Annotated in this window: 23 protein-coding genes; 17 read left to right on the top strand and 6 right to left on the bottom strand. The window is 52.2% G+C overall.

All coding sequences use genetic code 11. The annotated features are described in order from the left end of the window. Window positions 1–53: 53 nt before the first annotated feature. A complete protein-coding gene (locus ACJJI8_RS01645) occupies window positions 54–863 on the bottom strand; it encodes a right-handed parallel beta-helix repeat-containing protein (RefSeq protein ID WP_444911428.1) in 810 nt (269 codons plus the stop codon). Between the two features lie 260 nt (window positions 864–1,123). Then, the gene (gene pdxR / locus ACJJI8_RS01640; protein ID WP_444934055.1) at window positions 1,124–2,578 is read right to left on the bottom strand and encodes a MocR-like pyridoxine biosynthesis transcription factor PdxR; all 1,455 of its coding nucleotides are present in this window, start codon (window positions 2,576–2,578) and stop codon (window positions 1,124–1,126) included. A gap of 103 nt (window positions 2,579–2,681) precedes the next feature. Here pdxR and ACJJI8_RS01635 point away from each other — a divergent pair, with 103 nt between their 5' ends. Beyond that, entirely contained in the window at window positions 2,682–3,281 is a 600-nt protein-coding gene (locus ACJJI8_RS01635; RefSeq protein ID WP_444907402.1) for a pyridoxamine 5'-phosphate oxidase family protein, read from the top strand. Between the two features lie 28 nt (window positions 3,282–3,309). On the opposite strand, the gene ACJJI8_RS01630 is transcribed toward ACJJI8_RS01635, so the two are convergent. After that, window positions 3,310–4,284, bottom strand: a complete 975-nt coding sequence (locus ACJJI8_RS01630) for a S41 family peptidase (RefSeq protein ID WP_444934054.1) — start codon at window positions 4,282–4,284, stop codon at window positions 3,310–3,312. A gap of 2 nt (window positions 4,285–4,286) precedes the next feature. After that, window positions 4,287–4,760 (bottom strand): MarR family winged helix-turn-helix transcriptional regulator, encoded by a 474-nt coding sequence (locus ACJJI8_RS01625; RefSeq protein WP_444934053.1) that lies wholly within the window; start codon window positions 4,758–4,760, stop codon window positions 4,287–4,289. Between the two features lie 264 nt (window positions 4,761–5,024). Between ACJJI8_RS01625 and ACJJI8_RS01620 the strand changes: the two genes are divergently transcribed. From ACJJI8_RS01620 to ACJJI8_RS01610, 3 genes are all read left to right on the top strand, one after another. Beyond that, window positions 5,025–7,877, top strand: a complete 2,853-nt coding sequence (locus ACJJI8_RS01620) for an ExeM/NucH family extracellular endonuclease (RefSeq protein WP_444934052.1) — start codon at window positions 5,025–5,027, stop codon at window positions 7,875–7,877. A 456-nt stretch (window positions 7,878–8,333) separates the two neighbouring features. After that, on the top strand, window positions 8,334–8,702 hold the full coding sequence (locus ACJJI8_RS01615) for a hypothetical protein (protein WP_444934051.1): 369 nt from the start codon (window positions 8,334–8,336) through the stop codon (window positions 8,700–8,702). 30 nt (window positions 8,703–8,732) lie between these two features. After that, a complete protein-coding gene (locus tag ACJJI8_RS01610; RefSeq protein ID WP_413663152.1) occupies window positions 8,733–9,095 on the top strand; it encodes a VOC family protein in 363 nt (120 codons plus the stop codon). A gap of 66 nt (window positions 9,096–9,161) precedes the next feature. On the opposite strand, the gene ACJJI8_RS01605 is transcribed toward ACJJI8_RS01610, so the two are convergent. After that, window positions 9,162–10,424 (bottom strand): 6-phosphofructokinase, encoded by a 1,263-nt coding sequence (locus tag ACJJI8_RS01605; protein ID WP_282931458.1) that lies wholly within the window; start codon window positions 10,422–10,424, stop codon window positions 9,162–9,164. 287 nt (window positions 10,425–10,711) lie between these two features. Between ACJJI8_RS01605 and mpl the strand changes: the two genes are divergently transcribed. From mpl to ACJJI8_RS01585, 4 genes are all read left to right on the top strand, one after another. Beyond that, window positions 10,712–12,094: a UDP-N-acetylmuramate:L-alanyl-gamma-D-glutamyl-meso-diaminopimelate ligase gene (gene mpl, locus ACJJI8_RS01600; RefSeq protein WP_444934050.1), complete on the top strand. Its 1,383-nt coding sequence runs from the start codon at window positions 10,712–10,714 to the stop codon at window positions 12,092–12,094. Window positions 12,095–12,125: 31 nt separating this feature from the next. Further along, on the top strand, window positions 12,126–12,788 hold the full coding sequence (locus ACJJI8_RS01595) for a flavin prenyltransferase UbiX (RefSeq protein WP_444934049.1): 663 nt from the start codon (window positions 12,126–12,128) through the stop codon (window positions 12,786–12,788). Continuing rightward, the gene (locus ACJJI8_RS01590) at window positions 12,778–13,065 is read left to right on the top strand and encodes an Rdx family protein (protein WP_282931461.1); all 288 of its coding nucleotides are present in this window, start codon (window positions 12,778–12,780) and stop codon (window positions 13,063–13,065) included. Before ACJJI8_RS01595 ends, ACJJI8_RS01590 begins: the two co-directional genes overlap by 11 nt. Before the next feature lie 118 nt (window positions 13,066–13,183). After that, window positions 13,184–15,766 carry an efflux RND transporter permease subunit gene (locus ACJJI8_RS01585; protein WP_444934048.1) on the top strand — a complete coding sequence of 861 codons (2,583 nt, stop codon included), beginning with the start codon at window positions 13,184–13,186 and terminating at the stop codon, window positions 15,764–15,766. Window positions 15,767–15,838: 72 nt separating this feature from the next. On the opposite strand, the gene ACJJI8_RS01580 is transcribed toward ACJJI8_RS01585, so the two are convergent. Next, a complete protein-coding gene (locus tag ACJJI8_RS01580) occupies window positions 15,839–16,120 on the bottom strand; it encodes a peptidylprolyl isomerase (protein ID WP_282931463.1) in 282 nt (93 codons plus the stop codon). A 194-nt stretch (window positions 16,121–16,314) separates the two neighbouring features. On the opposite strand from ACJJI8_RS01580, the gene ACJJI8_RS01575 reads away from it, so the two are divergent. The 9 genes from ACJJI8_RS01575 (at window position 16,315) to ACJJI8_RS01535 (ending at window position 25,088) form a co-directional block, all read left to right on the top strand. Then, window positions 16,315–16,890: an LON peptidase substrate-binding domain-containing protein gene (locus ACJJI8_RS01575; RefSeq protein WP_444934047.1), complete on the top strand. Its 576-nt coding sequence runs from the start codon at window positions 16,315–16,317 to the stop codon at window positions 16,888–16,890. Window positions 16,891–16,986: 96 nt separating this feature from the next. Next, the gene (locus ACJJI8_RS01570; protein ID WP_444934046.1) at window positions 16,987–18,270 is read left to right on the top strand and encodes a glutamate-5-semialdehyde dehydrogenase; all 1,284 of its coding nucleotides are present in this window, start codon (window positions 16,987–16,989) and stop codon (window positions 18,268–18,270) included. Window positions 18,271–18,318: 48 nt separating this feature from the next. Next, window positions 18,319–19,002 carry a nicotinate-nucleotide adenylyltransferase gene (gene nadD / locus ACJJI8_RS01565; protein ID WP_444934045.1) on the top strand — a complete coding sequence of 228 codons (684 nt, stop codon included), beginning with the start codon at window positions 18,319–18,321 and terminating at the stop codon, window positions 19,000–19,002. Continuing rightward, a complete protein-coding gene (gene rsfS / locus ACJJI8_RS01560) occupies window positions 18,999–19,376 on the top strand; it encodes a ribosome silencing factor (protein ID WP_413663146.1) in 378 nt (125 codons plus the stop codon). Before nadD ends, rsfS begins: the two co-directional genes overlap by 4 nt. Window positions 19,377–19,381: 5 nt before the next feature. Beyond that, window positions 19,382–19,858: a 23S rRNA (pseudouridine(1915)-N(3))-methyltransferase RlmH gene (rlmH, locus tag ACJJI8_RS01555; RefSeq protein ID WP_282931467.1), complete on the top strand. Its 477-nt coding sequence runs from the start codon at window positions 19,382–19,384 to the stop codon at window positions 19,856–19,858. Window positions 19,859–19,978: 120 nt separating this feature from the next. Beyond that, window positions 19,979–21,874, top strand: coding sequence for a penicillin-binding protein 2 (gene mrdA / locus ACJJI8_RS01550; protein ID WP_444934044.1), 1,896 nt, complete (start codon window positions 19,979–19,981; stop codon window positions 21,872–21,874). After that, complete coding sequence (rodA, locus tag ACJJI8_RS01545; protein WP_444934043.1) at window positions 21,867–23,012, top strand: rod shape-determining protein RodA; 1,146 nt, start codon at window positions 21,867–21,869, stop codon at window positions 23,010–23,012. Before mrdA ends, rodA begins: the two co-directional genes overlap by 8 nt. Before the next feature lie 42 nt (window positions 23,013–23,054). Continuing rightward, window positions 23,055–24,065 (top strand): lytic murein transglycosylase B, encoded by a 1,011-nt coding sequence (mltB, locus tag ACJJI8_RS01540; protein ID WP_413663142.1) that lies wholly within the window; start codon window positions 23,055–23,057, stop codon window positions 24,063–24,065. 147 nt (window positions 24,066–24,212) lie between these two features. Then, window positions 24,213–25,088: a septal ring lytic transglycosylase RlpA family protein gene (locus ACJJI8_RS01535; RefSeq protein ID WP_282931471.1), complete on the top strand. Its 876-nt coding sequence runs from the start codon at window positions 24,213–24,215 to the stop codon at window positions 25,086–25,088. The last annotated feature ends 26 nt before the right edge of the window (window positions 25,089–25,114 follow it).

Genomic DNA, 25,114 nt, shown 5'->3' with positions numbered 1-25,114 from the left:
GAGCGAGCCGATATTTAAAACTAATCGGCTCGCCACTAAAGTCGCTATATCATTTAATTAATACAGGCATCGTTAGCACTTCCAAAAGTATTTCTAATCCATACATTGCCAGTGCAAGCAGGGTGGTTGTGGTCAGCAAGATCTGCGCCAGCATTATTTTCTGCGGTATTGCCAATGATCAAGTATCCGACTTGCCCCAGTCCCAACATCATAATGCCGTTAACGCCGTTATTATCTGATAGATTGTTGGCAACAATGCCGCCATCCCCACTATCAATTACAATCCCACTCGACATATTGAGAATCGTCTCATTGAATCTGATGAGAGTATTGTCACCAACGATCTTTATTCCTTGGAGACCGTTACTTGATGCAACAGAGTATCTCACACGATTACCGTCACCCATAACGCGTATGCCCATACCCCCATTGCCGCTAGCATCGGAGGCTTCAACAGTATTGCCTGAACTCCAAAGGGCGATTCCTGCAATAGAGTTTGATGAAGCAGTGATATCAAAGATTTGATGGCTGCCATCGCCTTCGGCAGATACGCCATTGTTACAGTTTGTGATAGTGCTTCCACCAACAGTATCCTCAAGGACTCTATCGCTGTCTTTCAATTGAATGCCAATTCCGCTGCCATCGCAGCTGAGGTGGTAACCCGCCATATCGAGTGATCCGCCAGCATCTATCACGAGTGCAGGATGGCTTGCGCAGCCAAGAATATCGCCGGTAAGTGATTCTGCGGTTGTAATGGTATCTCCACAGCTGACAGCTGATGCGACGGCGGAGAGCGATAGTGCTGCAATACCGGATACAGCGAGCAATGATGCTTTTATAGAATTCATATTTCTATTTTTCATATCAAATTTCCCTAATTATCTGAGTAATTAAAAAAGAGAGTGAACACCCAAAGCCATGGAGATTGTGACCTAGGTTTGGGAAAGAACCATAGGAAATTTTTCCTAATTTATTGGGTTTTATTTGATATTTTGGTGATAATAGATTGTTTTTATTCTATTAAAATATTTACTTTTTTATTTTAGGTGGAGGTGCTTAATGCTGGTGCGAAAAATGAAGAAGCCGGCATTATAAAAATAAGCGTTGTTTGGGTGTGCAATGGCTACTTTTTAAGATTTTTTGCGAGAATCTTTACGCAATCTGCCCTCTGTTCGAAAGTTGTATTGGCAAACCCGAGCACCAACCCTGAATCTTCATTTTTATTGGAATAGAAGAGCGATAGTGGTGTGCTGCCAAATCCGTATTCGCGTAGTTTTTTTGAAAGGGTGATGTCGTCGTGTCCCGGCGTGGATATAACCAAGTGCATACCGGCACTACTGGCAATTAGTCCGGCTGGAGGTGGTATTTCTTCTCGAATAAGCTGACAGAAATGTTCCCATTTCTTCATATAGCTTGAACGCATTTTGCGAAGATGTCGCACAAAATGCCCCTCATCGAGAAAGTCTGCCACGACAGCTTGTGTGACTAAGGGGGAGTGGCCAGATAACATTTCTTTTGCTTGGGTAAATGCCGCTACTGTAGATTTAGGCACCACTAAATAGCCCAATCGTAGGCTGGGTAGTAAGGTCTTACTAAAGCTCCCCATGTAGAACACAGGTGTATTTTCTCCCATGCCCTGGAGTGCCGCGACGGGTTTATGTTGGAATGAAAACTCACTGTCGTAATCATCTTCAATTATCCAGCAGCTCGCCTGTGTCGCCCAATCCAGCAGTTTGATCCGTTCACCTGCGGGCATAACACCACCCATTGGGTACTGATGTGTTGGTGTGGTAAAAAGTAACTTGGCTTCGGTTGCACTACTGACCAGCTTATCCACATCCAAGTGCTTATCTTTCAGGTTCGCTGGTACGAGCTTTGCTCCAACAGATTGGAAAGCTGCTCGAGCACGGCGATATCCCGGATTTTCTATATAAACCTTGTCTCCCTGGTTAATCGCGACTAGTGCACATAAATTCAGGGCCTCCTGAGCTCCATTGGTAATAATAATTTGTTCAGCATTACAGCGAACTCCCCGGGAGTTGCGCAAGTATTCCGTAAGTGCCATACGCAAAGGTAAATAACCTTGGCTTTGCCCGTAACCTGCGAGAGCTAACCTGGATTGGTGACGGCGGTATAATTTGTTCCAAATAGTGAATGGAAATGTGTTTAGATCCGGTAGGCCGGGGGTGAAGGGAAGAGATTGATCTTCACTTTTCTTACCCCAAGATAAAGTCTGTGCAAAATCACCATAGTGAGAAAGTGATGGTAAGTACCTATTCCTCTGTGCTTGCCAACCTTGCCTGTGTGTTTTCTTTGTGTAGGCCGGCAATTCGGGAGATACAAATACGCCTTTCCCTGGATGGCTGGTAAGGAAGCCCTCCGCTTTCAGCTGGTCCAGAACTAATGTCACTGTATTACGGCTGATAGAGAGGGATTCTGCCAATCGGCGCGAGGAGGGGAGCTTGGTACCAGCAGCCAGCCGGCCGTTGCAGATCCAATCTACCAATTGTCGATACAACTGTTCCTGTAGTGGCTGGCCTGATTCGAGAGTTAGGTCTGTAAGCTCGGCGGCACTCAAAACTGGCACCATAAAATAGTTAAAACTGGCGCTTATCAGCGTACCAGCAAGATCCTACATTGGCGATATCTATTTCATACCAGAGTGAATTAAAGGAGGTTTTATGAATTTACATTCGCCAATCTCTGATGAATTGCCAACCTCAGCGAAAAGTCGTGTACGTCGTGCCCCCAAGCGTGCCAGTTATCGGCGAGAGGATGTTTATAAGCTTGTCGACGAGCTAAAAATGGGCCATGTCGGTTTTATTGAAGACGGCGAAGTCATCATTATTCCCTTAACCATTTGGCGCCTGGGAGAGTTTTTGTATTTTCACCTGGCTAACAAGAGTCGGCTACAAAAACTATTGGAGGCAGGAGAACAGGTCTGTATTTCATTTGCCCGTTATGATGAGTGGGTACTGGCCAAGTCAGCCTTTCATCACAGTGCTAATTATCGTTCTGCGGTATTGTTTTGCCGAGGTGAGAGGGTCAAAGAGCAGCGGGAATTTGATGCGGTTTTTAAAGCGATTATTGACGATATAGAACCGGGGCGCTGGGATCAGGTGCGCCTCCCCAGCCTACAGGAGCGCAAGGGAACAGCTTTGATGCGCCTGACCATAGAGGAGGGGGCTTTCAAAAGCCGAACTGGCGCGCCATCCGATAATAAAGAGGATTCGGCTCTGCCTGTGTGGAGCGGGGTCAAGCCTGTGTGCCCGTTTCGCTAGTGCTCAATTTAGCAAAGTAAAGGGAGCCTTATAGGGCCTCTGCCACTACTTTTAATGCGATTTGAATGATCTCCTGCTGGCCGGCTTCAATATCGGGGATAACACCCTGTCCTTCCCAATTGGGGCGGCTGCCGGCAATCGTAGAAACCGGGCGTTTATCTGGGATACCGATTTCAAAGCCATAGGGGAGGGATTTGGGGGACTCCATCATATGTGCCCCACCGGCGCTGGCATTACCGACAATCGTGGCTCGGCCCAGCTGTTGTAGTGCGAAGGCGGTACTCTCAGATGCAGAGAAGGATCTCCCATCAATCAGAATGACCATTGGTCTGTCACTCCCATAGGTGGGCCAGGGTTGAGGTGAAATACGTTTCGGTATTTCTCTCCCCTTGCGGCTTTCAATAACAAAGGGAAAGGGAGAATGGGGGTCAATAAATGACTGCAGAACAGCATTGGCGGTTTCTTCGTCTCCGCCGCCATTACTGCGTAAATCGAGTATTAGGCCCTCGCTGTGGCGAAGCAGGGTGAAAGCCGCAGCGAGGGTTTGGTGGGCATTTTTATAGGTGTGGAAAGAAGAGAGGGAAAGGTAGCCAATGTTACCGGGAAGAATCTCAATTTTCTTAACGCCGTAGTTATTGCTGGGCGCTTCAGCCTGCCACTGTTCAATCCAATTGTGGGCTTCTTTTTGGTTATCTATATGCTCTATATAGAAATGCTTATCACCGGAAAGGGTGCGAATTTCTTTGGTAAGTGCGCTGGCTAATTGTTGGTAGTCACTACAAAGATGATTAAAGTGTTTGGATTCTGCCAGGCTATTGAGTTGAGCGGATAGCGCCTGTCCTTTTTCCTCCAATATATAGTGCTTCTGAATAGCTACTGCAGCAGCTTTAATAACCGGGCCTGTCTCAAACTGGCAGGAACTCATTGCGCCGGAACTTGCCGCGATAGACATGGAAAAAAAACTGATTAATACCGCTAAACTCATCTTGAGTTGGCGTTTCATATTTATGTAGCCTCTATTGATAGATTTTCTTGTATCCGCTCTAAATAAGGACGTTTCTCTAAAGCTTGAACTGCTTGATTGAGCAGCTCTGATAGTTCTGTCGGTAATTCGCTATTGAGGGACTGCTCAGCTTCCAGAGTTGCTATCCACTGCTGTTTTAACTTGGGTATCAACGCACTGCCTTTGCGGGTCAAGCGTATTTTGCGCTGGCGAGCATCCTCTCCAGAAGAGGTCTGTACCAGCCCTTGCTTAATCATGTCTTTTACAGTTTGACTCACTGCGGGCTGGGAAATGTGGGTGCTCGCTACCACCTCACTAATGGTGATATCTCTCTTGTGGATAAGTGCACGCATTATCGGGGTGTAGCGGGGTTTGTAATTCTCCAGGCCACAGGCCCTATAGCTCTCTGCTACATCGCCATCCAGTAATTCCAGAATGTGACGAAGCTGAGTCCCCAGTTGGCTGTTGTATTTCATAAAAGCTGTTCCATAAGCACTTATATAAGTGACTATATAACTTTTGGCGAACTTTTCAAGCTTCTTTGCCGCTATTCATCACCCCGTACAAATTCTTTGGCGCTTTTTTTGCATTGTGTGGCGAGTTTGGCGGGTTCTGTGTGAAATGGATTTTTGAACAAAGAGCTGAAATTTAAATTTCATATTTCATTCATCGAACTTTAGGAATTAACCGCCAATCTTTGCGCCGCGTGATCTGTGTCAGGTACGAGTGAAGAGAACATTATGAAAGAGATTGGCTTGGCTGCCCTTGCAGCCCTGGGGTTACCATTTTTGGCTGAAGAGGTCCAAGCCAGCGACCTCATTATTTCTGAATATATCGAGGGCAGTAGCAACAATAAGGCCCTTGAAATTTACAATGGCACGGGTGCAGCGGTTGACCTCAGTAGCTACAGCATTGAACTTTACTTCAATGGCTCCTCTGCGGCGGCTTCAATCATCGCCCTAAGTGGCAGCTTGGCAGACGGCGATGTTTACGTATTCGCCCACGCCAGTGCTGACTCCTCAATCCTGTCAGTAGCCGATCAGATTTATACCAGCGGCCTGTTTAATGGGGATGATGCGGTTGCCCTGAGTGGCCCCAATGGATATGTGGATGTTATCGGCCAGATCGGTGTTGATCCCGGTAGCCAATGGGGCGATAGCAGTCTGGGTACCCAGAACCAAACCTTAACTCGCAACTGGAGTGTGAGTGAAGGTCGTGTTGATGGCAGCACGGATTTTGACCCTGCTGCGCAGTGGTCCAGCTTGGGCCAGGACGACTTTTCCAACCTCGGTTGGCACAGCGAAGACGGCACTGGTGGCGGAGATGACGGCGGTGATGACGATGTTGTTCTCGGCGATTGCGGAGATACTTCTACGTTAATCAGCCAGGTTCAGGGTGATGAGTTTGAAAGCGCTCTGGAGAATGAGCGCCACGAAATTGAAGCCGTTGTTGTTGGTGATTTCCAAGATACCAGCACCGGCCTTTCCGGCTTCTTCCTGCAAGAGGAAGACAGTGATCAGGATGGCCAGATCAATACCTCTGAGGGACTGTTTGTACACGACAAAGGCTTCGGTGTAGATGTGCAAGTCGGGGATTTGGTTCGTGTCGGTGGTGTGGTTACTGAATACTATGACTTTACCGAGTTAGATGAGGTAGATGGCGTTACGGTTTGCGGTAGCGGCTACAGTGTGACTGCCGAGGAAGTCTCCCTGCCGTTTAGTTCTGCTGAAGAGCAGGAGCAATACGAGGGGATGTTGGTTGAGTTCCCGCAAGCCCTGATGGTGAATGACCACTATAACCTGGGGCGCTATGGTGAAGTCACCCTGGCCAATGGCCGTCTCTATATTCCCACCCACAACAATGAGCCTGGGGTTGCAGCCGTAGCACAGGAAAGTGCAAACGATCTTAACAGGATTGTGTTGGACGATGGTTCCAGTGTGCAGAACCCGGAAGCGGTGCCATACCCGGTCTCTGGCCTCAGTGCCAGTAATACCTTACGCAATGGCGATACGGTAGAGGGATTGCGCGGTGTAATGGGGTATAGCTACAGCGCCTACCGAGTACATCCCGTGGAGGCGCCAGAATTTGTTGCTGCCAACCTGCGTGAAAGCGCTCCACAATTACCGGGTAAGGGCAGTTTAAAGATCGCCAGCTTTAATGTTCTGAATTATTTTAATGGCGATGGTTATGGCGGCGGTTTCCCTACTTCCCGTGGGGCTGATACTGAAGAAGAATTCCTGCGCCAGAGAAATAAAATTATCTCCGCTATTTTAGACCTGGATGCCGATGTAGTTGGCTTAATGGAAATTGAGAACGATGGCTACGGTTCAGAAAGTGCTATTCAGGATTTAATTAATGGCCTTAACACGGCTACTGGCAGTGAAAACTATCAATTTATTAATCCAGACCTGACTCAACTGGGCACCGATGAAATTTCTGTGGGGCTGATTTATCGCAGCGATCGGGTAATGCCTGTAGGCGCTGCTGCGACAACTGATAGCTATCCCTTTGATGACGGTAACCGCCAACCACTGCTACAAGCTTTTGCCGAACTATCAAGTGGTGAAGAGCTGGCCGTGGTGGTCAATCACTTCAAATCAAAGGGAAGTTGTCCTGACGATGGCAGTTTGAACGATGATCTGGGTGATGGACAGGGCTGCTGGAACTCGCTGCGCACCGAAGCCGCAGATGCCCTGGTTTCATGGATTGATTCTGACCCGACAGGTAGCGGCACCGATCGTGTTCTGGTGCTCGGTGACCTCAATAGCTATGCCCGCGAAAACCCAATTAGCACTCTAAAGGACGCTGGCTACGCTGATTTGTTGGAGGTTTTCGGTGAAGGAGAAGCCTACTCCTATGTTTACAGCGGTGAGTCCGGCTACTTGGATCACGCTCTCGCCAGTGAATCACTGGCTCCTCTGGTAACAGGTGCGGCCGATTGGCATATCAATGCCGATGAGCCTCGGGTGCTGGATTACAACATCGAGAATAAAACCGATGAGCAGGTGGAGAGTTTCTACTCGACTGATGCATTCCGCGCTTCAGATCACGATCCGCTTGTGGTTGAGTTGGACCTGGGGGCAGATAACCAGGAGCCGGTTGCCGGGTTTGAGTGGGGTGTTGAAGGCTTCGAAGTGAACTACTTCGACAGCAGCGTCGATACCGATGGCACTATCGTTAGCTGGGCCTGGGATTTTGGTGATGGCACTACCAGTACTGAGCAAAACCCCAGTCATAGCTACGATGCAGCAGGCACTTATTCTGTAATTCTCCAGGTTGAGGACGACCGGGGAGCGATCTCCACCGTTGAGCAGCTTGTACAGGTTGATGAAGTTGTTGAGCTTCAGGCTGACTTTAAAGTGCACAGTTTCCTGCGCTGGGTGTGGGTTGAAGAGCGCAGTAGTTACGATGGTGACGGTAACCTGAGCTATGAGTGGGACTTTGGTGATGGCACCAGCCGCTCCGGCCCCATGGCACTGCATCGCTATGCCACCGGTGGTAGTTATGAAATTACCCTGACTGTGAAAGACGATTTCGGTAATGAAGATAAAGCCTACCGTGAAATTGAGATTCGCAAGCCGTTTTGGCACTGAGATGGATATCAACAACAATAAATAATTAACTCCACATATTGAACGGTCGGATATTAAGGCAAGAGATATTCGGCCGTTTTCTTTCCTCCCCGCGTTAATTGCGTATTTTTCTTCTTTACCTTCGTGGGTATATGCCCGAGTGTTTCACTTCCTCGTTTTCATATTGGTAGCCCGGCAAGGCTCCATTGCGAGTCATTAAAATCTTTTTTATATGGACCATTGGAGGGGAAAGTGTTTGTGCGTGCCCGATCCCTGAATTGGAAAAAGACTTGAGCAAAGTGCCTAAGATGTCTTTCTGGAGTATTGAGGTATCATTGGGGACTATCGGAGACGTATCAAAATAGATAAATATTTAATGCAAGGAGTGTCGTTTTCAGTCAGCGTGTGTTTTATTGCTTCAGGTAAATCAGTTACTAGTGATCGGCGAAGCTATTAAACCACTGGGGGAGACATAGTTTGCAGGCATTTAAGACATTGGAAGGTTTAAGCCTGGAATGGACCGGCACACACTATTCAAAACAAGGTGATTTCCCCGACCTTTCTACCCACACGGTAACCTATGAAACCGCGACACATTGTTATGTTACGGCGTCGGGAGAGTTAGTTGGGGAGGCTTCATATACCTATGAAGCCATGGACGATAGGATGGCGGCGTTGATTTATCGGCCTGATATATATCAGGGGCGAAAAGGTGTGATCCTTTATGCGATGCTCGATTTTGTACAGATGATGGATCGCGCCATTATTCTCTATCAGGATCGGCCACTAGCGCTGGCAAATGGCAGTTTTCGGGTGGTGAATACCCCTGTGCGACCTACAGCCTGAAAATTGAAAAATAAGGAAAATGGTGAGCTTATGAGAGAGTGCGAGAAAATTAATTATATTGAGTTGCCCTCCAGGGATTTGGGTAAGACAAAAGCATTCTTTACCGAGGCTTTTAATTGGACTTTTACCGATTACGGTCCGGAGTACACCGCTTTTTCAAATGCTGGATTGGATGGTGGCTTTTTCAAGGCAGAGTTGCAGAGCACTACTGAAAATGGATCTGCATTAGTGGTGTTATACAGCCGCGACCTGGAGGGTACCCTGGAGAAGGTCACGCGATGCGGAGCCGAAATAGCCAAGCCAATTTTCCCGTTTCCCGGTGGCAGGCGCTTCCATTTTAGGGAACCTTGCGGCAATGAATTTGCGGTTTGGTCTGATGTGGAGTCTGCGTAGAGGCGTTTACAGAAAAAAGCCCCCGATTTTACTCGGAGGCTTTTGGGAGACTGGCAATCGTTTCTATTAAGCTTCGAAATCAGTACCCAGCTTCTTTTCCACCAGCTGCTTTTTCAGGGTGGCGTACTGGGGAATGCCATTTTTGTAGGGAGGGTAATCCTCGCCTTGAATTAATGGCAGCAGGTACTTGCGTCCCTCTTCAGTAATTCCAAAGCCATCTTCGCTGATATATTCGCGCGGCATAAATTTTTCTACGTTGGCGACTTCAGACAGTGGCGCCTCTGCGATGGACCAGCTGTACTCTTCACCTTCTGCGCGAATAATGGCTGGCATAATGGCATTTTTGCCTGCTACAGCCATTTCCACTGCGGCGCGACCTACGGCGTAGGCTTGCTCAACGTCGGTAGCAGAAGCGATATGGCGGGCGGCGCGCTGGAGGTAATCTGCCAGGGCCCAGTGGTACTTCAGGCCGAGTTCGCTTTTGACCATGTTGGCCAGGGTCGGTGCAACACCGCCCAACTGCTTGTGGCCAAAGGCGTCGGTGGTGCCGGCATCGGCGAGGAAGGTGCCGTCGCCGTACTGGGCGCCTTCGGAGGCGACGATAACGCAGTAGCCTTTCTCGTCTACGGTCTTTTGTACCTTGGCGAGGAACTTCTCTTTATCGAAAGCGATTTCCGGGAACAGGATAATGTGGGGTGCATCGCCTTCCTGTTCTTGGGCCAGAGCGCCGGCAGCGGCAATCCAGCCCGCGTGACGGCCCATCACCTCGAGAATAAATACCTTGGTGGAAGTAGCGCACATGGAGGCCACGTCCATGGCCGCTTCCTTGGTGGAAACGGCAACATATTTGGCAACGGAGCCAAAGCCCGGGCAGTTGTCGGTCAGGGGCAGGTCGTTATCCACAGTTTTGGGAATATGGATGGCCTGGATTGGATAACCCATGGTCTCGGACAGTTGGGATACTTTCAGGCAGGTGTCTGCGGAGTCTCCACCACCGTTGTAAAAGAAGTAGCCAATATTGTGCGCTTTGAAGACTTCGATCAGGCGCTCGTATTCTGCGCGGTTCTCTTCCAGGCTCTTCAGTTTATAGCGGCAGGAACCAAAGGCACCGGAAGGGGTGTGGCGCAGTGCAGCAATATCCTCTGCGCTCTCTTGGCTCACGTCGATCAGCTCCTCGCGCAGCGCGCCGAGAATACCGTTTAGCCCTGCGTAGACATTGCCAATCTGGTCCGGGTTTTCACGCGCAGCTTCAATTACGCCGCAGGCGGATGCGTTGATCACGGCGGTAACGCCACCGGACTGCGCATAAAAGGCGTTCTTTTTCGACATGGTTATCCTGTGCTTATAGAGATATAGAGAAGTATCCCGATCCGGTAGTCCGCCTCGCATCTAGTTTTAAACATTTGTGCCAGTGGGGATAACCGGGAGCTCGTATCGGGTGTCGACCCTTTCGGGAAAATTCCTACCACCGTACCGGGGATGAGGCCGACCAATGCGGGGGCGGAGTCTAATGGAATAGCGAGTAAATTGCATGGTAACTGGGGTATTTGGCAATTACTGGCCCGAATTGCCGTGTTAAGCTTGCGCCGCAACCCGTAGGAGTACATTTTTCCGCTATGCATATTCATATTCTAGGTATTTGCGGCACATTTATGGGCAGTTTGGCCCAACTGGCGGTGGCGGAAGGGCACCGCGTAACCGGCAGTGACGCCAATGTTTATCCACCTATGAGCACCCAGTTGCAACAGGCGGGTATCCAAATTACCGAGGGCTATGATCCCGCACAGCTGGAGCCCGCCCCGGACCTGGTGATTATTGGCAATGCCATGTCCCGGGGGAATCCGGCAGTAGAGGCGGTGCTGGAAAAAGGGTTGGCTTACACCTCTGGCGCCCAGTGGTTGTGCGATCACTTCCTGGGTGGCCGCTGGGTATTGGCGGTTTCCGGAACCCACGGTAAAACCACCACCGCCAGTATGCTGGCCTGGATTCTGGAAGCGGCAGATATGCAGCCCGGCTTCCTGATCGGTGGGGTCCCGGCTAATTTTGGTGTCTCTGCTCGTTTGGGAGAGTCTCCCTTCTTTATTGTTGAGGCGGATGAGTATGACACTGCCTTTTTCGACAAGCGTTCCAAGTTTGTGCACTACCGCCCGCGCACGGTGATTATCAACAATCTCGAATTTGACCACGCAGATATCTTTGAGGACCTGGCGGCAATCCAGAAACAATTCCATCACCTGGTACGAACTGTGCCTGCTAGCGGCCTGATAGTGGCCTCTGCCGAAGAGAATGTAGAGCAGGTGCTTGATAAAGGCTGCTGGAGTGAAGTGCAGCGGGTTGGCAGCGAGTCTGCCGAAGGTGTGCGAGTGGGTGATTGGTGCGCAGTGGATATTGCCGCCGATGGCAGCAGTTTTACGGTTCAGTTCAAAGGCGAAGCTGTGGCGCGGGTCGAGTGGGACCTGACCGGGCAGCACAATGTGCAAAATGGCCTCGCGGCTATGGCTGCGGCGCGGCATGTGGGTGTCACCCCAGATTTGAGTGCGGCAGCTCTGGCACGCTTCCAGGGGGTTAAACGCCGTATGGAGTGCCTGGGAGAAGTGGCCGGCATCCGTGTTTACGATGATTTTGCCCATCACCCTACCGCGATTGAATCCACCCTCAATGGTCTGCGGGCGAAGGTAGGGGAGGATAAAATCATTGCCCTGATTGAACCGCGTTCCAATACCATGCGTATGGGAGTGCACCAGGGCAAGCTGGCCGACTCCTGCTCCGGAGCCGATATGGTGCTCTGGTATCAGCCTGAGGGAGTTAACTGGTCCCTGGAAGACGTCGCCCACCACTCATCGGTGCCGGCCAAAACTATTGATTCGATTGAAGATGGTGTGGAATCTGTGTTGCAGCTAGCCGATTCCGGTAGCCATATCGTAGTGATGAGCAACGGCGGCTTTGGCGGTATCCACCAGCGCCTTATCGGTGCCCTGGAACAGAAATACGATCTCTAAGTCAGAAGACTAATGTTTCCTGCGCAGTCCTATGCTCGCAGGGCTTAATAAGGTATCGACTTTGCATCAATCCTCTTTCGAAAAGACCGTGACCCTGGCTATGACCGGGGCCTCCGGCGCTCAGTATGGTTTGCGCCTGTTGCAATGCCTGCTGGCATCGAATGTGCGCGTGTGGTTGCTGTTGTCTGAGGCGGCTCAGGTGGTCATCAACACCGAAACTGATATGCAGTTGCCGGAGGGCGATGAGCGCGAGTTGCAGAATTTCCTCGCCGATCGTTTTGCCGCGCAGGAAGGCCAGCTGACCCTTTTCAGCAAGCGCGATTGGTTTTCCCCGGTGGCTTCTGGAACCGGGGCGCCAGCCAGTATGGTGATCTGCCCGGCAAGTGGTGGCACCTTGTCTGCGGTGGCCTGTGGAGCATCGAACAACCTGATTGAGCGGGCTGCGGATGTAGCCCTGAAAGAGCGCCGCCAGCTCATTCTGGTTCCCCGCGAGGCGCCTTACTCAGAGATTCACCTGGAAAATATGCTGAAACTCACCCGCATGGGGGCCATGATCCTGCCGGCCAGCCCTGGCTTTTACCAAAGGCCCAGTTCTGTGGAGGATATTGTGGATTTCGTGGTGGCTCGACTGCTCGACCAACTGGGCATTGAGCAGAAGCTGTTGCCCAGCTGGGGAGATCAGGATGGGCAATGAGATAAAACCGAGTATTACGATTCACTACTGTGTGCAGTGCAACTGGATGTTGCGAGCCACCTGGATGGCCCAGGAATTGCTGCACACTTTCGCCGATGACCTCAATCAGGTTGCATTGCAACCGGGTACTGGGGGAGTATTCGAGATTCGGATTGGCGAAATTTTGATCTGGGAGCGCAAGCGTGACGGTGGCTTTCCCGGTGCTAAGGAGCTCAAACGTCGCGTCAGGGATACCCTGTTTCCCGAACGCGACCTGGGGCATATCGACAATCCCTGAAAAAAGTTCCAATAAAACGGTGCGGTGGCAAATTTTAGGTTTGCTAATTCATCGCATAGGCGAACAATATGCGCGCCGCAATGCGGCCAGTTTTTAGTTTGGAAAGAAGCGGAAATTTATGCTGTCAGCTTTACAGAAGTCTTATGAATACTTGGTGACCAAGCGGCCCGCTGCGGTGTTGGTGGTTATCGGCCTGTTAACCCTGCTGGCAGCCCTCGGATTGTCCCGCCTGAAGATCGACGCCTCTGCCGATTCCCTCACTCTGGAAGCTGATAAATCCCTGGATTATTTCCGCGAGATTTCCGAGCGCTATGCCAGTGGCGATTTCCTGGTCGTTACTTACCGCTCCAAGACTGGGGACCTGTTCAGTGATGAGTCCCTGGAAACCCTGGGCAAGTTGCGGGATGAATTGGCCAAGGTAGATGGTGTGTCCAGTGTGCAGAGCATTCTCGATGTCCCACTGCTGTACAGCCCCAAGCTGGTTCTCACCGATATCAGCGATGAGGTGCGCACGCTCTCCAGGCCCGATGTCGACCGGGATATGGCCCGGCAAGAGTTCCTTTCCAGTCCGATTTATCGGGAGTTGATCCTGAGTCCGGACGGGCAGACGACCGCCATTCTGGCGAACCTGAGACTGGATAGCCGCGGCATCGAGATGGTGCGCGAGCGGGATGCTTTGCGCAGCAAGCGCAATACAGAGGGGCTGACTCCGGAAGAGGCCGTTCGCCTGGAGGAGATCAGCGCGGTCTATCTGGCCCACCGTACTGAGCAAGAGAAAATTGCCCACCAGCGCGTCGATACCGTGCGCGGAATTCTGGCTGGCTACAACGGCGAAGCGGAGCTGTTCCTCGGTGGTGTCACCATGATTACCGCCGATATGATTTCGTTTATTAAGAGCGACCTGCTGGTATTCGGTGTGGGGATTCTCGCTTTTATCGTGATTACTCTGTTGCTGATTTTCCGCCAGCCGCGCTGGGTGCTGTTGCCGCTGATGACTTGTGTTACCACTGCGGTGGTGATGCTGGGGCTACTCGGCTGGCTGGATTGGCGACTGACAGTGATCTCGGCCAACTTTGTCGCACTGCTGTTAATTATTACCTTGGCAATTACCATCCACCTGGCGGTGCGCTACCGGGAATATATTGCCCAGAACCCGGATTGGGATCTTGAAAAATTGGTGTTGCAGACAGTGCGCTTTATGGCCAAGCCCTGCCTGTATACCGCACTGACCACCATCGTGGCTTTTGTGTCCCTGGTGGTGAGCGGCATTCGCCCGGTTATCGATTTTGGCTGGATGATGACAATGGGTGTGACCGTGGCTCTGCTGCTGTCGTTCCTGATTATTCCCAGTTTCCTGATGGTGCTGCCGAAGCGTGTGGGCAGTGTGAGTGCAGATAACTCCCACGCATTTACCCTGCAGTTTTCCCGCTTTGCCGAGCGCCACAAGTTTGTGGTGCTAGGTATTTCACTGCTGGCAGCCGTCGTGAGTGTGGTGGGCATATCCCAGCTGAAAGTGGAAAACCGCTTTATCGATTACTTCGATGATTCCACGGAAATTTATCAGGGCATGCTGGTGATTGACCGCCGCCTGGGTGGCACTGTGACCCTGGATATTATCTTGGATCAGCCCGAGGAGCAGGAGGCAGCTTTCGAGGGAGAAGAAGATCCCTTTGCGATGGAAGGAGAGGAAGATCCCTTCGCTGTAGAAGAGGACCCCTTTGCCTCCGATGATCCATTTGGCGGTGAAGAGGAGTCAGTGGAGCAGAGCTACTGGTTTACGGTTGCCGGTTTGGCAAAGCTGGAGCAGCTGCATGATTACCTGGAGGAGCAGCCGGAGATAGGCAAGGTTCAATCTCTGGCGACCCTGTATAAAGTTGCCGTGGATCTGAATGGCGGTCCCCTCAATGACTTTGAGCTGGCGGTGGCCAATACCAGCCTGCCGGCCGAAATTCGCTCCGTTTTGGTAGCCCCCTATTTATCTGTGGAGAACAACCAGGCTCGTATCACCCTGCGAGTGATGGAGACAGACCCCACCCTGCGTCGCGATGAGCTGATCCAGCGTATCTACAACTACGCTCACAATGAGATGGGCATAGCTCCAGAGAATGTTCATCAGACCGGCCTGTTGGTTCTGTACAACAATATGTTACAGAGCCTGTTTAAATCCCAGATCCTGACCCTGGGTGCTGTTTTTGTCGGAATCCTGCTGATGTTCCTGGTGCTATTCCGCTCTCTGTGGATTGCTCTGATTGCACTGGTGCCAAATATGCTGGCGGCCTGTGTGGTACTTGGTGGTATGGGGCTCGCGGGTATTCCGCTGGATATGATGACCATCACTATCGCCGCGATTACCGTGGGTATCGGGGTGGACCATGCGATTCACTACCTGTATCGCTTCCGCGCGGAGTTTGCCAAAGATGGCAATTATCTGGCGACCATGCATCGCAGCCATGCGACGATTGGTCGTGCCATGTTCTACACTGCGATCACGATTATTGTCGGTTTCTCAATTTTGGCGCTGTCGAAGTTTGTTCCGTCGATCTATTTCGGTCTCCTCACCGCGCTGGCGATGTCCGCCGCACTGTTGGGTTCCCTGACACTTCTGCCCCTGTTGCTGGTGATGTTCAAGCCCCTCGGTCGTCAGAGGCAAGCTGATAAAGTTGAGCCCGAGGCACCGATGCAGGAGGCGCCCAGCGCCTGAAGCGAAGGAATTTGAAATATAAAAAAAGCCGGGATAACCCCGGCTTTTTTATGTCTGCTTAACAGTCGGGACTCAGTCTTGGCGGCTGGTAATTTCCAGCAAGTGGTAGCCAAACTGGGTTTTGACTGGGCCATGTACCTTATGCAGCTCTTCGGAAAATACGACCTTGTCAAATTCGGGAACCATCATTCCCTTGCTGAAAGAGCCCAGGTCACCGCCGGAACGGCTAGAGGGGCACTGGGAGTACTGCTCGGCAATTTTACCGAAGTCAGCGCCGTTCTCGATTTGCTGTTTCAGGTCCTGGCACTGCTGTTCATTTTCAACCAGGATATGGCGAGCGGTTGCTGTAGGCATGAAAAATCTCCGTTTGGTCAATTTACCGCAGCAGCTTAAAGGCTGGGTGTTGGGCTTGCCAGCGACAATTACCGCAAAGTGGAAAAACTTGCTCGCAATCCAACCGGTTGGCGGTAAAAAGTCTCTTAACCTGCCGCAGAGTTCCCTAGGGCGATGTTATCTTTAGGGCACACAAAAAATAATGAGTGATGACTTTGCAACAGATACCCCTTTTTCCCCTGAGTGTCCCTCTATACCCCGGCGTGACTTTGCCCCTGCGGATTTTTGAGCAGCGCTATATTCACCTTGTCAGTGAGTCCATGAAAACCAATAGTGGCTTCGGCATTGTTTTGATTCGCTCCGGGGGCGAAGTGGGGCGCGCTTCAGTATGGCCTCTCGGTGTTTATGTCGACATCGTGGATTGGGGGCAGGGCGAGGGAGGGCTGCTAAATGTGGAGGTGAAAGGTCGGCGTCGCTTTCGCATTGTCCACACCCGTCGCGCAGAAGATGACTTGCTTCTGGGGGACGTGGAATGGATACCAGATGAAGATGAAAAGCCGATTCCAGCGGATTGCGATGGTCTTCTGTCGGTGTTGGAGGAGTTGAAGGAGCGGGCACAGACGCTATCACTTAAATTTGAGCCGGTGGAGTCTGCGGACTCACTATCCTGGCAATTGGCTCAGCTTCTGCCATTGGAAGATAAGGTTCGCACCGACTTGCTAGCGGTAGAAGATCCTCTTATTCGGCTTGCAACCATTGCCGAGAACCTGGACCGTTGGGCGCGGGAATAGCTAGATATAAAGCTGTGGGGCCCGGTAATCGGCACTTTCAACCGGGTCTCGCTGGGTTATACTGCGCGGCCGACCGGATTTTGCACGGAGAGCCAAGTGACCGCCACAGACACCGCTGATCAGCAATCCACTCGCGCCAAGCTCGAACAAATGGGGCGCGCAGCCCGTACCGCCGCCAAACAGATAGCTGCTGCGGATACCTCCACCAAAAATAATGCTCTTAAAGCCATCGCTGCCCAACTGGAGACACAGCGAGTATCTTTACTGAAGGCCAATGCATTGGATATGCAGGCCGGTCGCGAGCGCGGCCTGGATGCGGCTCTTCTGGATCGTCTGGAGCTTAACGATGCCCGCATCGATGGCATGATCGAGGGCTTGGTGCAGGTGGCAGAGCTGCCCGACCCGGTGGGAGAAGTTGAAGATTTACGCTATCGCCCCAGCGGTATTCAAGTGGGCAAAATGCGTGTGCCCCTAGGGGTGGTGGGCATTATTTATGAGTCCAGGCCCAATGTGACCATTGATGCAGCGAGCCTGTGCTTAAAATCCGGCAATGCCACAATTTTGCGTGGAGGCAGTGAAGCGCTGCACTCGAACAAGGCAATTGCCACCTGTATTACCGCCGGCTTGCGCGAAGCGGGTTTGCCGGAAACGGCGGTGCAGGTTGTCGATACCACCGATCGAGCGGCGGTGGGTGCCCTGATCACTATGCCGGAATATGTGGATGTGATTGTACCCAGGGGCGGAACCGGCTTGATTGAAAGGGTCAGTCGCGAAGCCCGGGTGCCGGTAATCAAACACCTGCACGGTGTTTGTCATGTGTATATCGATGATCGGGCTGACCTGGACAAAGCTTTCGATATCGCCCTCAATGCCAAGACCCATCGCTATGGTGTTTGTAACGCCATGGAAACACTTTTAGTTGCCGAGATGGTTGCGGCGGATATACTGCCGCGCTTGGCTGGTGCCTACGAAGACAAAGGGGTTGAATTGCGCGGTTGTGACCGGACCCGTGAAATCATTGCTCACTGTGTAGCGGCGACAGAAGATGACTGGAGTGAGGAATACCTTGCCCCGGTTCTGGCTGTGCGTGTTGTTGCGGATATGGAAGCGGCTATGGACCATATTGCCTGTTACGGATCCGGCCACACCGAGGCAATTGTCACCCAGGATTACAGTCGCAGCCGCCGTTTTATGAGTGCTGTGGATGCCAGCTCAGTGATGATTAATGCCTCAACCCGCTTTGCTGACGGTTTCGAGTACGGCTTGGGGGCGGAAATTGGTATCAGTACTGATAAAATCCACGCCCGCGGCCCGGTTGGCCTGGAAGGGCTCACTTCGCAAAAATGGATTGTGTTCGGAGATGGCCATATCCGGCAATAAGCACTTTTCCCTTTGGGGCAGCGAGTGCGGGGGGTACGAGAAATAATTGTGGCGAGCAAAAGGCATAAGTTGGCCCTGTTTGGCGGAACCTTTGATCCGATTCATCTCGGTCATTTGCGCATGGCGCTGGAGCTGCGCCAGGTGCTCGAATTTGATGAAATGCGCCTGCTACCCAGCCACCAGCCTGCCCACCGGCAGACGCCAGGTGTATCGTCCCGCCAGCGTAGCGAAATGCTGGCTCTGGCGCTTGAGGGGTGTGATGAGCTCACCCTGGATGAGCGAGAACTCCATCGTGGCGGAGCTACTTATACGGTAGATACCCTGGAGGAGCTGCGCAGTGAACTGGGAGGTGAAACCTCCATCAGTTTCTGCATGGGATTGGACTCCCTATTGAGTCTGCACCGCTGGCACCGCTGGGAGCGCCTCTTGGAGCTGGCACATCTGGTGGTGGTAACAAGGCCGGGCTGGCACCTGCCAGATCGCGATAGCGAAGAGCATGGCCCTCTGGCAGAACTGCTGGAGAATCATCGGGGCACGGTTGCAGGCTTGCATACACGAGCATGTGGTTGCCTGCTGTTGCGGGAGCAGACCATGTTGCCAATTTCCGCGACGCAAATTCGCGAATTAATTAAAAGTGGCCAGTCGCCACGCTATTTACTGCCCGCAACTGTGTTGCAGTACATAGAAGATCATCGACTTTATACAGAGGTTGCTTCAGGCGACCCGCAATGAATCAAGGTGTTATGACAAATATTAAAGATATCGCTCTCAATGCGCTGGAAGATTTGAAAGGTAAGGATATTGTTTCCCTGGATGTTTCCGGGCTTTCAGATGTAATGGACAATCTGCTGATCTGTACTGGTACTTCCAGCCGCCAGGTTAAGTCCCTGGCAGAGAACGTTGTAGACGAGCTGAAAAAAGAAGGTATTCGCCCCATTGGTGTTGAAGGTGTTGACCAGGGCGAGTGGGTATTAGTCGACTACGGTGACTTGGTTGTTCACGTGATGCTCGCAGATGTTCGCGGTTTCTACGACCTGGAAAAACTCTGGTCTATGACTCCGAATACCCGTGACGATGCCGATGGCAGTGATCCGCACCAGGGTTAATTGCTGTGAAAATCCGCATTCTTGCCGCCGGTGGAAAAATGCCGGCTTGGGTGCAGGAGGGCTACGCCGAGTACGCTAAGCGCCTGCCCAGGGAAATTGCTCTGGAAATGGTGGAAATTCCACTCGGCCAACGAGGCCAAAAGAGCTCTGCAGCCCTGATTGAAAAAGCGCGAAAAAAAGAGGGCGAGGCGATGCTCGCCGCTTTGGGACCGCGGGACCACGTGGTAGCGCTCGATGTGAAAGGCAAGCCCTGGAGTACCGAGCAGTTGTCGGCGCAATTAAGTGATTGGCAAATGCTCGGGGAAAATATCAGCCTGTTAATTGGCGGGCCCGACGGTTTATCCGAAGACTGCCTCGCCCGTGCGCGCCAGCGCTGGTCTCTGTCCCCTCTGACCTTGCCGCACCCGCTGGTGAGAGTGGTTCTGGCTGAACAAGTTTATCGGGCCTGGACATTATTGGCCGGCCATCCCTACCACAAATAAAGCATTTGCGATAAGTCGCGGAGAGATTTGCCGACTCGGTTCTCTCTCCAGACTCGCTCTGTGTTAATGTAGGGAATTAGATTTTTTGCACGCCAGTCAAAAACCATCGAATAAATTCTGATGCCGCACGATTACCATCTCAAGGACCCCCATACCGAGCAGCGATTGTTTCGCAATCGTATGTTGGTGGCGCTTGTGGGGGTTATCTTTTTACTGGGTGTTCTCGTAGCGCGTTTCTACAACCTCCAGGTGGTTAATTACGAAGACTACCGCACTCAATCTGATGAGAACCGTATCCAGGTGCGCCCGGTCGCGCCGACCCGCGGATTGATCTATGACCGCAACGGCATTTTGCTAGCCGATAACCGCGCCAGTTATAACTTGTCGATTGTTCGCGAGCGCGTTCGCGATATGGATGCCACTTTAGAGCTGATCGGTAACCTGGTGCGACTCGATGAAAATGATGTCACCAAATTCCAGAAACGCCTCAAGCGCCGGCGCCCCTATGAGCCAGTGCCTCTCCGGTTTCGTTTGAACGAAGATGAAATCGCACGGATCAGTGTTAATCAATTCCGTATGCCTGGGGTGTCAGTGGAGGCGGAGTTGGTGCGTTACTACTCCCTCGGGGATTTATTTGCCCACAGTGTGGGCTATGTGGGGCGAATCAGTGACCGCGACCTGAGTAACTTTACCGAGGATGATGTGCGCCGCTATCGCGGTACCCGCAGCATCGGTAAGGTGGGGTTGGAGCGCTCCTACGAGGATCTCCTGCTCGGAGAGGTCGGTTATGAAAATGTCGAAATTAATGCTCGTGGTCGGGTTTTACGAGTACTGGAGCGCCGGGACCCCAAACCGGGCTCGGATCTGGTGCTCAACCTGGATGCTCAGCTGCAACAAGTCGCCTCTGATGCCCTGGGAGATCGCCGCGGTGCAGTAGTTGCGATCGATGTAAATAGCGGTGGTGTGTTGGCGTTTGTCAGCAAGCCGTCCTTCGACCCCAACTTGTTTGTGACCGGCATCAGCTTTGCCGACTATCGCGCCCTCAGCGATTCCCTCGACGTGCCACTTTTTAATCGGGCGGTGCAGGGTCAGTATCCACCGGGCTCGACTCTAAAGCCCTTGATGGGGCTGGGTGGACTCCAGGCGGGCATTATTACCCGAGAGAGTACGGTCAAGGACCCGGGCTTTTACAAGCTGCCCAACGATCCGCGCATCTACCGTGACCATGTGCGCTGGGGGCACGGTGAGAAAGTGGATCTGATACAGGCCATGGCGCAGAGCTGTGACGTCTACTTTTGGGATATGGCGCACAGCTGGGATATTGATGATATGCACAGCATCGCCTCCCATTTTGGCCTGGGGACAAAGACCGGAATCGACTTGCCCATGGAGCGCTCCGGGTTGTTTCCCTCTAGAGATTGGAAGCGCGGTGCCCGCGGTATGCCCTGGTTTCCCGGTGACAGTTTGAATGCGGTGCTGGGACAGGGTTTTGTGTTGGCGACGCCACTGCAGCTTGCAGTAATGACTGCCACGATTGCCAATCGCGGTACCCACTACCGCCCGCAGATGGTCAAGTCGATCAACGGGGTGGAGCAACCCCCCGAGATACTGCACAACCTCGAGGCCCGCCCTGATCACTGGGATTTGGTATTCGAGGGAATGGAGGCTGTAGTCAACCACCGTACCGGTACCGGGAAACGGGCTGGTAAAGATCTGGATTTCCGCGTGGCGGGTAAGTCCGGAACCGCTCAGGTGGTCGGCATTGCCCAGGGGGAGCGCTATGACTCAGAGGCCCTGCAAGAGCGCCACCGAGACCACGCCCTGTTTGTGGCTTTCGCGCCTGTGGATAACCCCCGTATCGCTGTTTCGGTGCTGGTCGAGAATGGCGAGGGCGGCGGCAAGGTTGCTGCTCCGGTGGCAAGAGAGCTATTTGCGGAGTGGATGTCACGCCCGCAGTTGGAACCGCAGAAGACGGCGGATACCACTTATTTGAGCGAGGGGGCTGGCAATGGCTAGTCGCGATTTCTCCCACCGTTTGTCAGATGCCCACGGCAGTCTGCGCAAACCGGCCAGTCTCTCACGCCGCCTGCATATTGATATACCGCTACTGGTGCTGTTGTTGGTGTTGGCCGCCGTAGGACTTGGAGTGCTGTACAGCGCTTCTGGCGGTGATATGAACTATGTGCGGCGCCAGTCGATTTTTATGTGCGTGGCCTTCGTGGGCATGTTTATCGTTGCGCAAATTCCTCTGGATTTTTATCGGCGCTGGTCCCCCTGGGCCTATTTGGCCGGTTGTGCGCTATTGGTTGGGGTATTGTTTTTTGGCACCAAGGCGATGGGGGCACAGCGCTGGTTGGAGATAGGCGGATTTCGCTTCCAGCCATCGGAAGTGATGAAGCTCGGTGTCCCCATGGCAGTGGCAGCTTACCTGCATCAACGCCGTTTGCCGCCATCACTGACCACAGTGATTGGAGCTTTGGCAATTGTGGCGATTCCCGCAGCTCTTATCGTACGGCAACCGGATTTGGGGACTTCGATCCTGATTGCGGCGTCCGGTCTTTTTGCCCTGTATCTAGCGGGGTTGAGTTGGAAGATGATCAGTGCGGCAGCAATGGCGCTGTTGGTTGCTGCCTATCCAATTTGGCACTGGGGGCTCCACGATTACCAGCGGCAGCGAATTTTGACCCTACTCAACCCAGATGATGACCGTTTTGGTGCTGGTTGGAATATATTTAACTCCAAAGCGGCTATCGGCTCCGGTGGTGTTTACGGCAAAGGCTACCTGCAGGGAACCCAGTCACAGCTCGATTTCCTGCCGGAGAGCCATACCGATTTTATTATCGCGGTACTGTCGGAGGAGTGGGGTATGCGCGGCGCCCTGTTGCTGCTTTTGCTATATGTACTGATTATTTCCCGCGGCATTTACATCAGCTTTATGGCCCAGCACGTATTTGGCCGACTGTTGGCGGGGAGTATTACCCTCACTTTTTTTGTCTATGTATTTGTAAACATTGGTATGGTTACAGGATTGTTGCCGGTGGTGGGGGTGCCTTTGCCAGTGATTAGTTACGGCGGGACATCCTTGATTACATTGATGGCCGGATTTGGCTTGTTGATGGCTGTTGGCACTGAGCGGCGCAGAGTTCACTTTTGAGGAGCACTGCATAGGGACAATAACCGGATTTAGAGACGCGAGATGAAGACAGGAGCGGTCGTTTTGAAGTGGACCTCGGGATTATTAATCGGGATGGGACTGGCCCTCGCCGCCTGTGCGCAGGAACCGGGTCATGGAAATAATAAACAAGCGCAAGAATTCGTAGATTATATGGTGGAAGAGCACGATTTTAATCGCGAAGAAATGCAGACTCTGATGCGTGAGGCCAAGCGCAAAGACTCCATCCTAAAGGCGATCAAACGGCCAGCCGAGAAAGCCAAGCCCTGGCATGAATATCGCAAAATGTTTCTCACCCCGCAGAGCATTGCCGGTGGGGTAGACTTTTGGGATCAAAATGCCGAGGCCCTGGCTGAGGCTGAAAAGAAATACGGTGTGCCCGCTGAAATGATCGTTGCCATTATCGGTATCGAAACCCGATACGGCGGTAATATGGGCGGCTACCGGGTTCTGGATGCACTTTCCACGCTGGCATTTAACTACCCCCGTCGCTCTGCGTTTTTTACCAAAGAGTTAGAAAACTACCTTCTGCTGACTCGTGAGCAGGATATGGACCCCTTGGCTCTCAAGGGCTCTTATGCCGGGGCTATGGGCTACGGTCAATTCATGCCGTCAAGCTACCGCTCTTATGCGGTGGACTTCAGCGACGATGGCAAGGCGGATATATGGAACAACCCTACCGATGCGATCGGCAGTGTGGCTAACTATTTCGTTAAACATGGATGGAAGCCCGGTGAACCGGTCGCGGTACTGGCCAGCCCCCGCCCGAATGCGGACATGACAATCGTCAACGATACTCTGCAGCCGCAGTGGACCGTTGGAGAATTGGCGGACAAAGGCTTTAACGCTACTAGCCAGGTGGCTCCGGAAATGCCGGCCAACGTATTCTCCCTGCAAACTGAGCAGGGTAAACAGTATTGGCTCGGTTTGAATAATTTCGCGACTATCACCCGCTATAACCGCAGTCGTCTCTACGCTATGGCCGTCAATGACCTGGCCCAAGAGATCGTTAAAGCGAGAGGCGGCAAGTCTTAAGGCGGCTTCAGTCCCGCAGCTAAATTTAACCCAAATGGAGGGAACCATTTCGGTTTTTAGCGTTCATATTTTTCTATTTTATTTAGCAGTTCCAGATAATAGCGGCTTGGAGACGGCAGCAATAAGTTGTCGCGCGCCGGGGGGATTATGTTTCAGTGCAAAGCGCGTTGGGGAGTGGCCCTGGCGGTCCTGATATTAGCGGCCTGTAGTGGCCCGCAGCCAAAACCACAGAAAACCGAAAATACCAAGCAGCCGGACTTTAATAGCATCAAGGATAGTGGCCCTGCTGCTCCGGTAAATATGCAAGCAGCCCCTGAGCCGATCCCTGTCCGCGAGCCGATCGGCGACGCCGGCAATAAATCCCCCTATAAGGTCAACGGTGTCACGTATCGTGTACGCAATGACGTCAAGGGTTATAAAGAGGTGGGGCAGGCTTCCTGGTATGGAACAAAATTCCACGGCCGACGCACTGCAAATGGCGAGGTCTACAATATGTATGCCATGTCTGCTGCCCATAAAACGCTACCACTGCCCAGCTATGCCAAGGTCACCAATCTCGACAATGGCCGCAGTATTATCGTGCGGGTAAACGATCGGGGGCCCTTTGTGCACGGGCGCATCATCGACCTCAGTTATACTGCTGCGCAAAAGCTCGGATACATTGATAAAGGCATTGCTCGGGTTGAGGTAGAGGCTCTGGATCCGGCCGCGTTGCCGGCGGCCAATGAAGTGCTGGCCAATAGTGATGGCACCGCTGGTTTGGCGGAAGATACAACTATCAAGTTGCCCGACAATACCTATCTGCAAGTTGGTGCTTATAGCAGTTCCGCGCAGGCCCAGGAAATTCGCACCCAATTGGCAGCGGCCATTGACTATCCTGTTGCTGTTAGTTCTGTTCAGAGTGGCGGCAAGACTTATTATCGAGTTCGAATTGGCCCACTCACCCAGCAGAGAGCTTTGGCAACAGCGCGGGAAACTGTTGAGCAAAAGCAATTTGGACAGCCACAAGTAGTTTACGAATAGTGTTGTGGGCTTTTGGGTATCAATAG

The sequence above is a fragment of the Microbulbifer maximicatervae (SeqCode) genome, from assembly GCF_052467695.1.
The sequence above is the reverse complement of the archived record's forward strand: the minus strand, read 5'-3'. Positions and strand labels throughout refer to the sequence as shown.

Coding starts and splice junctions, on each gene's coding strand:
- ACJJI8_RS01645 (WP_444911428.1), bottom strand. CDS start 863: ATGAAAAATAGAAATATGAATTCTATAAAAGCATCATTGCTCGCTGTA.
- ACJJI8_RS01635 (WP_444907402.1), top strand. CDS start 2,682: ATGAATTTACATTCGCCAATCTCTGATGAATTGCCAACCTCAGCGAAA.
- ACJJI8_RS01630 (WP_444934054.1), bottom strand. CDS start 4,284: ATGAAACGCCAACTCAAGATGAGTTTAGCGGTATTAATCAGTTTTTTT.
- ACJJI8_RS01625 (WP_444934053.1), bottom strand. CDS start 4,760: ATGAAATACAACAGCCAACTGGGGACTCAGCTTCGTCACATTCTGGAA.
- ACJJI8_RS01620 (WP_444934052.1), top strand. CDS start 5,025: ATGAAAGAGATTGGCTTGGCTGCCCTTGCAGCCCTGGGGTTACCATTT.
- ACJJI8_RS01610 (WP_413663152.1), top strand. CDS start 8,733: ATGAGAGAGTGCGAGAAAATTAATTATATTGAGTTGCCCTCCAGGGAT.
- ACJJI8_RS01605 (WP_282931458.1), bottom strand. CDS start 10,424: ATGTCGAAAAAGAACGCCTTTTATGCGCAGTCCGGTGGCGTTACCGCC.
- mpl (WP_444934050.1), top strand. CDS start 10,712: ATGCATATTCATATTCTAGGTATTTGCGGCACATTTATGGGCAGTTTG.
- ACJJI8_RS01595 (WP_444934049.1), top strand. CDS start 12,126: ATGCTCGCAGGGCTTAATAAGGTATCGACTTTGCATCAATCCTCTTTC.
- ACJJI8_RS01590 (WP_282931461.1), top strand. CDS start 12,778: ATGGGCAATGAGATAAAACCGAGTATTACGATTCACTACTGTGTGCAG.
- ACJJI8_RS01585 (WP_444934048.1), top strand. CDS start 13,184: ATGCTGTCAGCTTTACAGAAGTCTTATGAATACTTGGTGACCAAGCGG.
- ACJJI8_RS01580 (WP_282931463.1), bottom strand. CDS start 16,120: ATGCCTACAGCAACCGCTCGCCATATCCTGGTTGAAAATGAACAGCAG.
- rsfS (WP_413663146.1), top strand. CDS start 18,999: ATGAATCAAGGTGTTATGACAAATATTAAAGATATCGCTCTCAATGCG.
- mrdA (WP_444934044.1), top strand. CDS start 19,979: ATGCCGCACGATTACCATCTCAAGGACCCCCATACCGAGCAGCGATTG.
- rodA (WP_444934043.1), top strand. CDS start 21,867: ATGGCTAGTCGCGATTTCTCCCACCGTTTGTCAGATGCCCACGGCAGT.
- mltB (WP_413663142.1), top strand. CDS start 23,055: ATGAAGACAGGAGCGGTCGTTTTGAAGTGGACCTCGGGATTATTAATC.
- ACJJI8_RS01535 (WP_282931471.1), top strand. CDS start 24,213: ATGTTTCAGTGCAAAGCGCGTTGGGGAGTGGCCCTGGCGGTCCTGATA.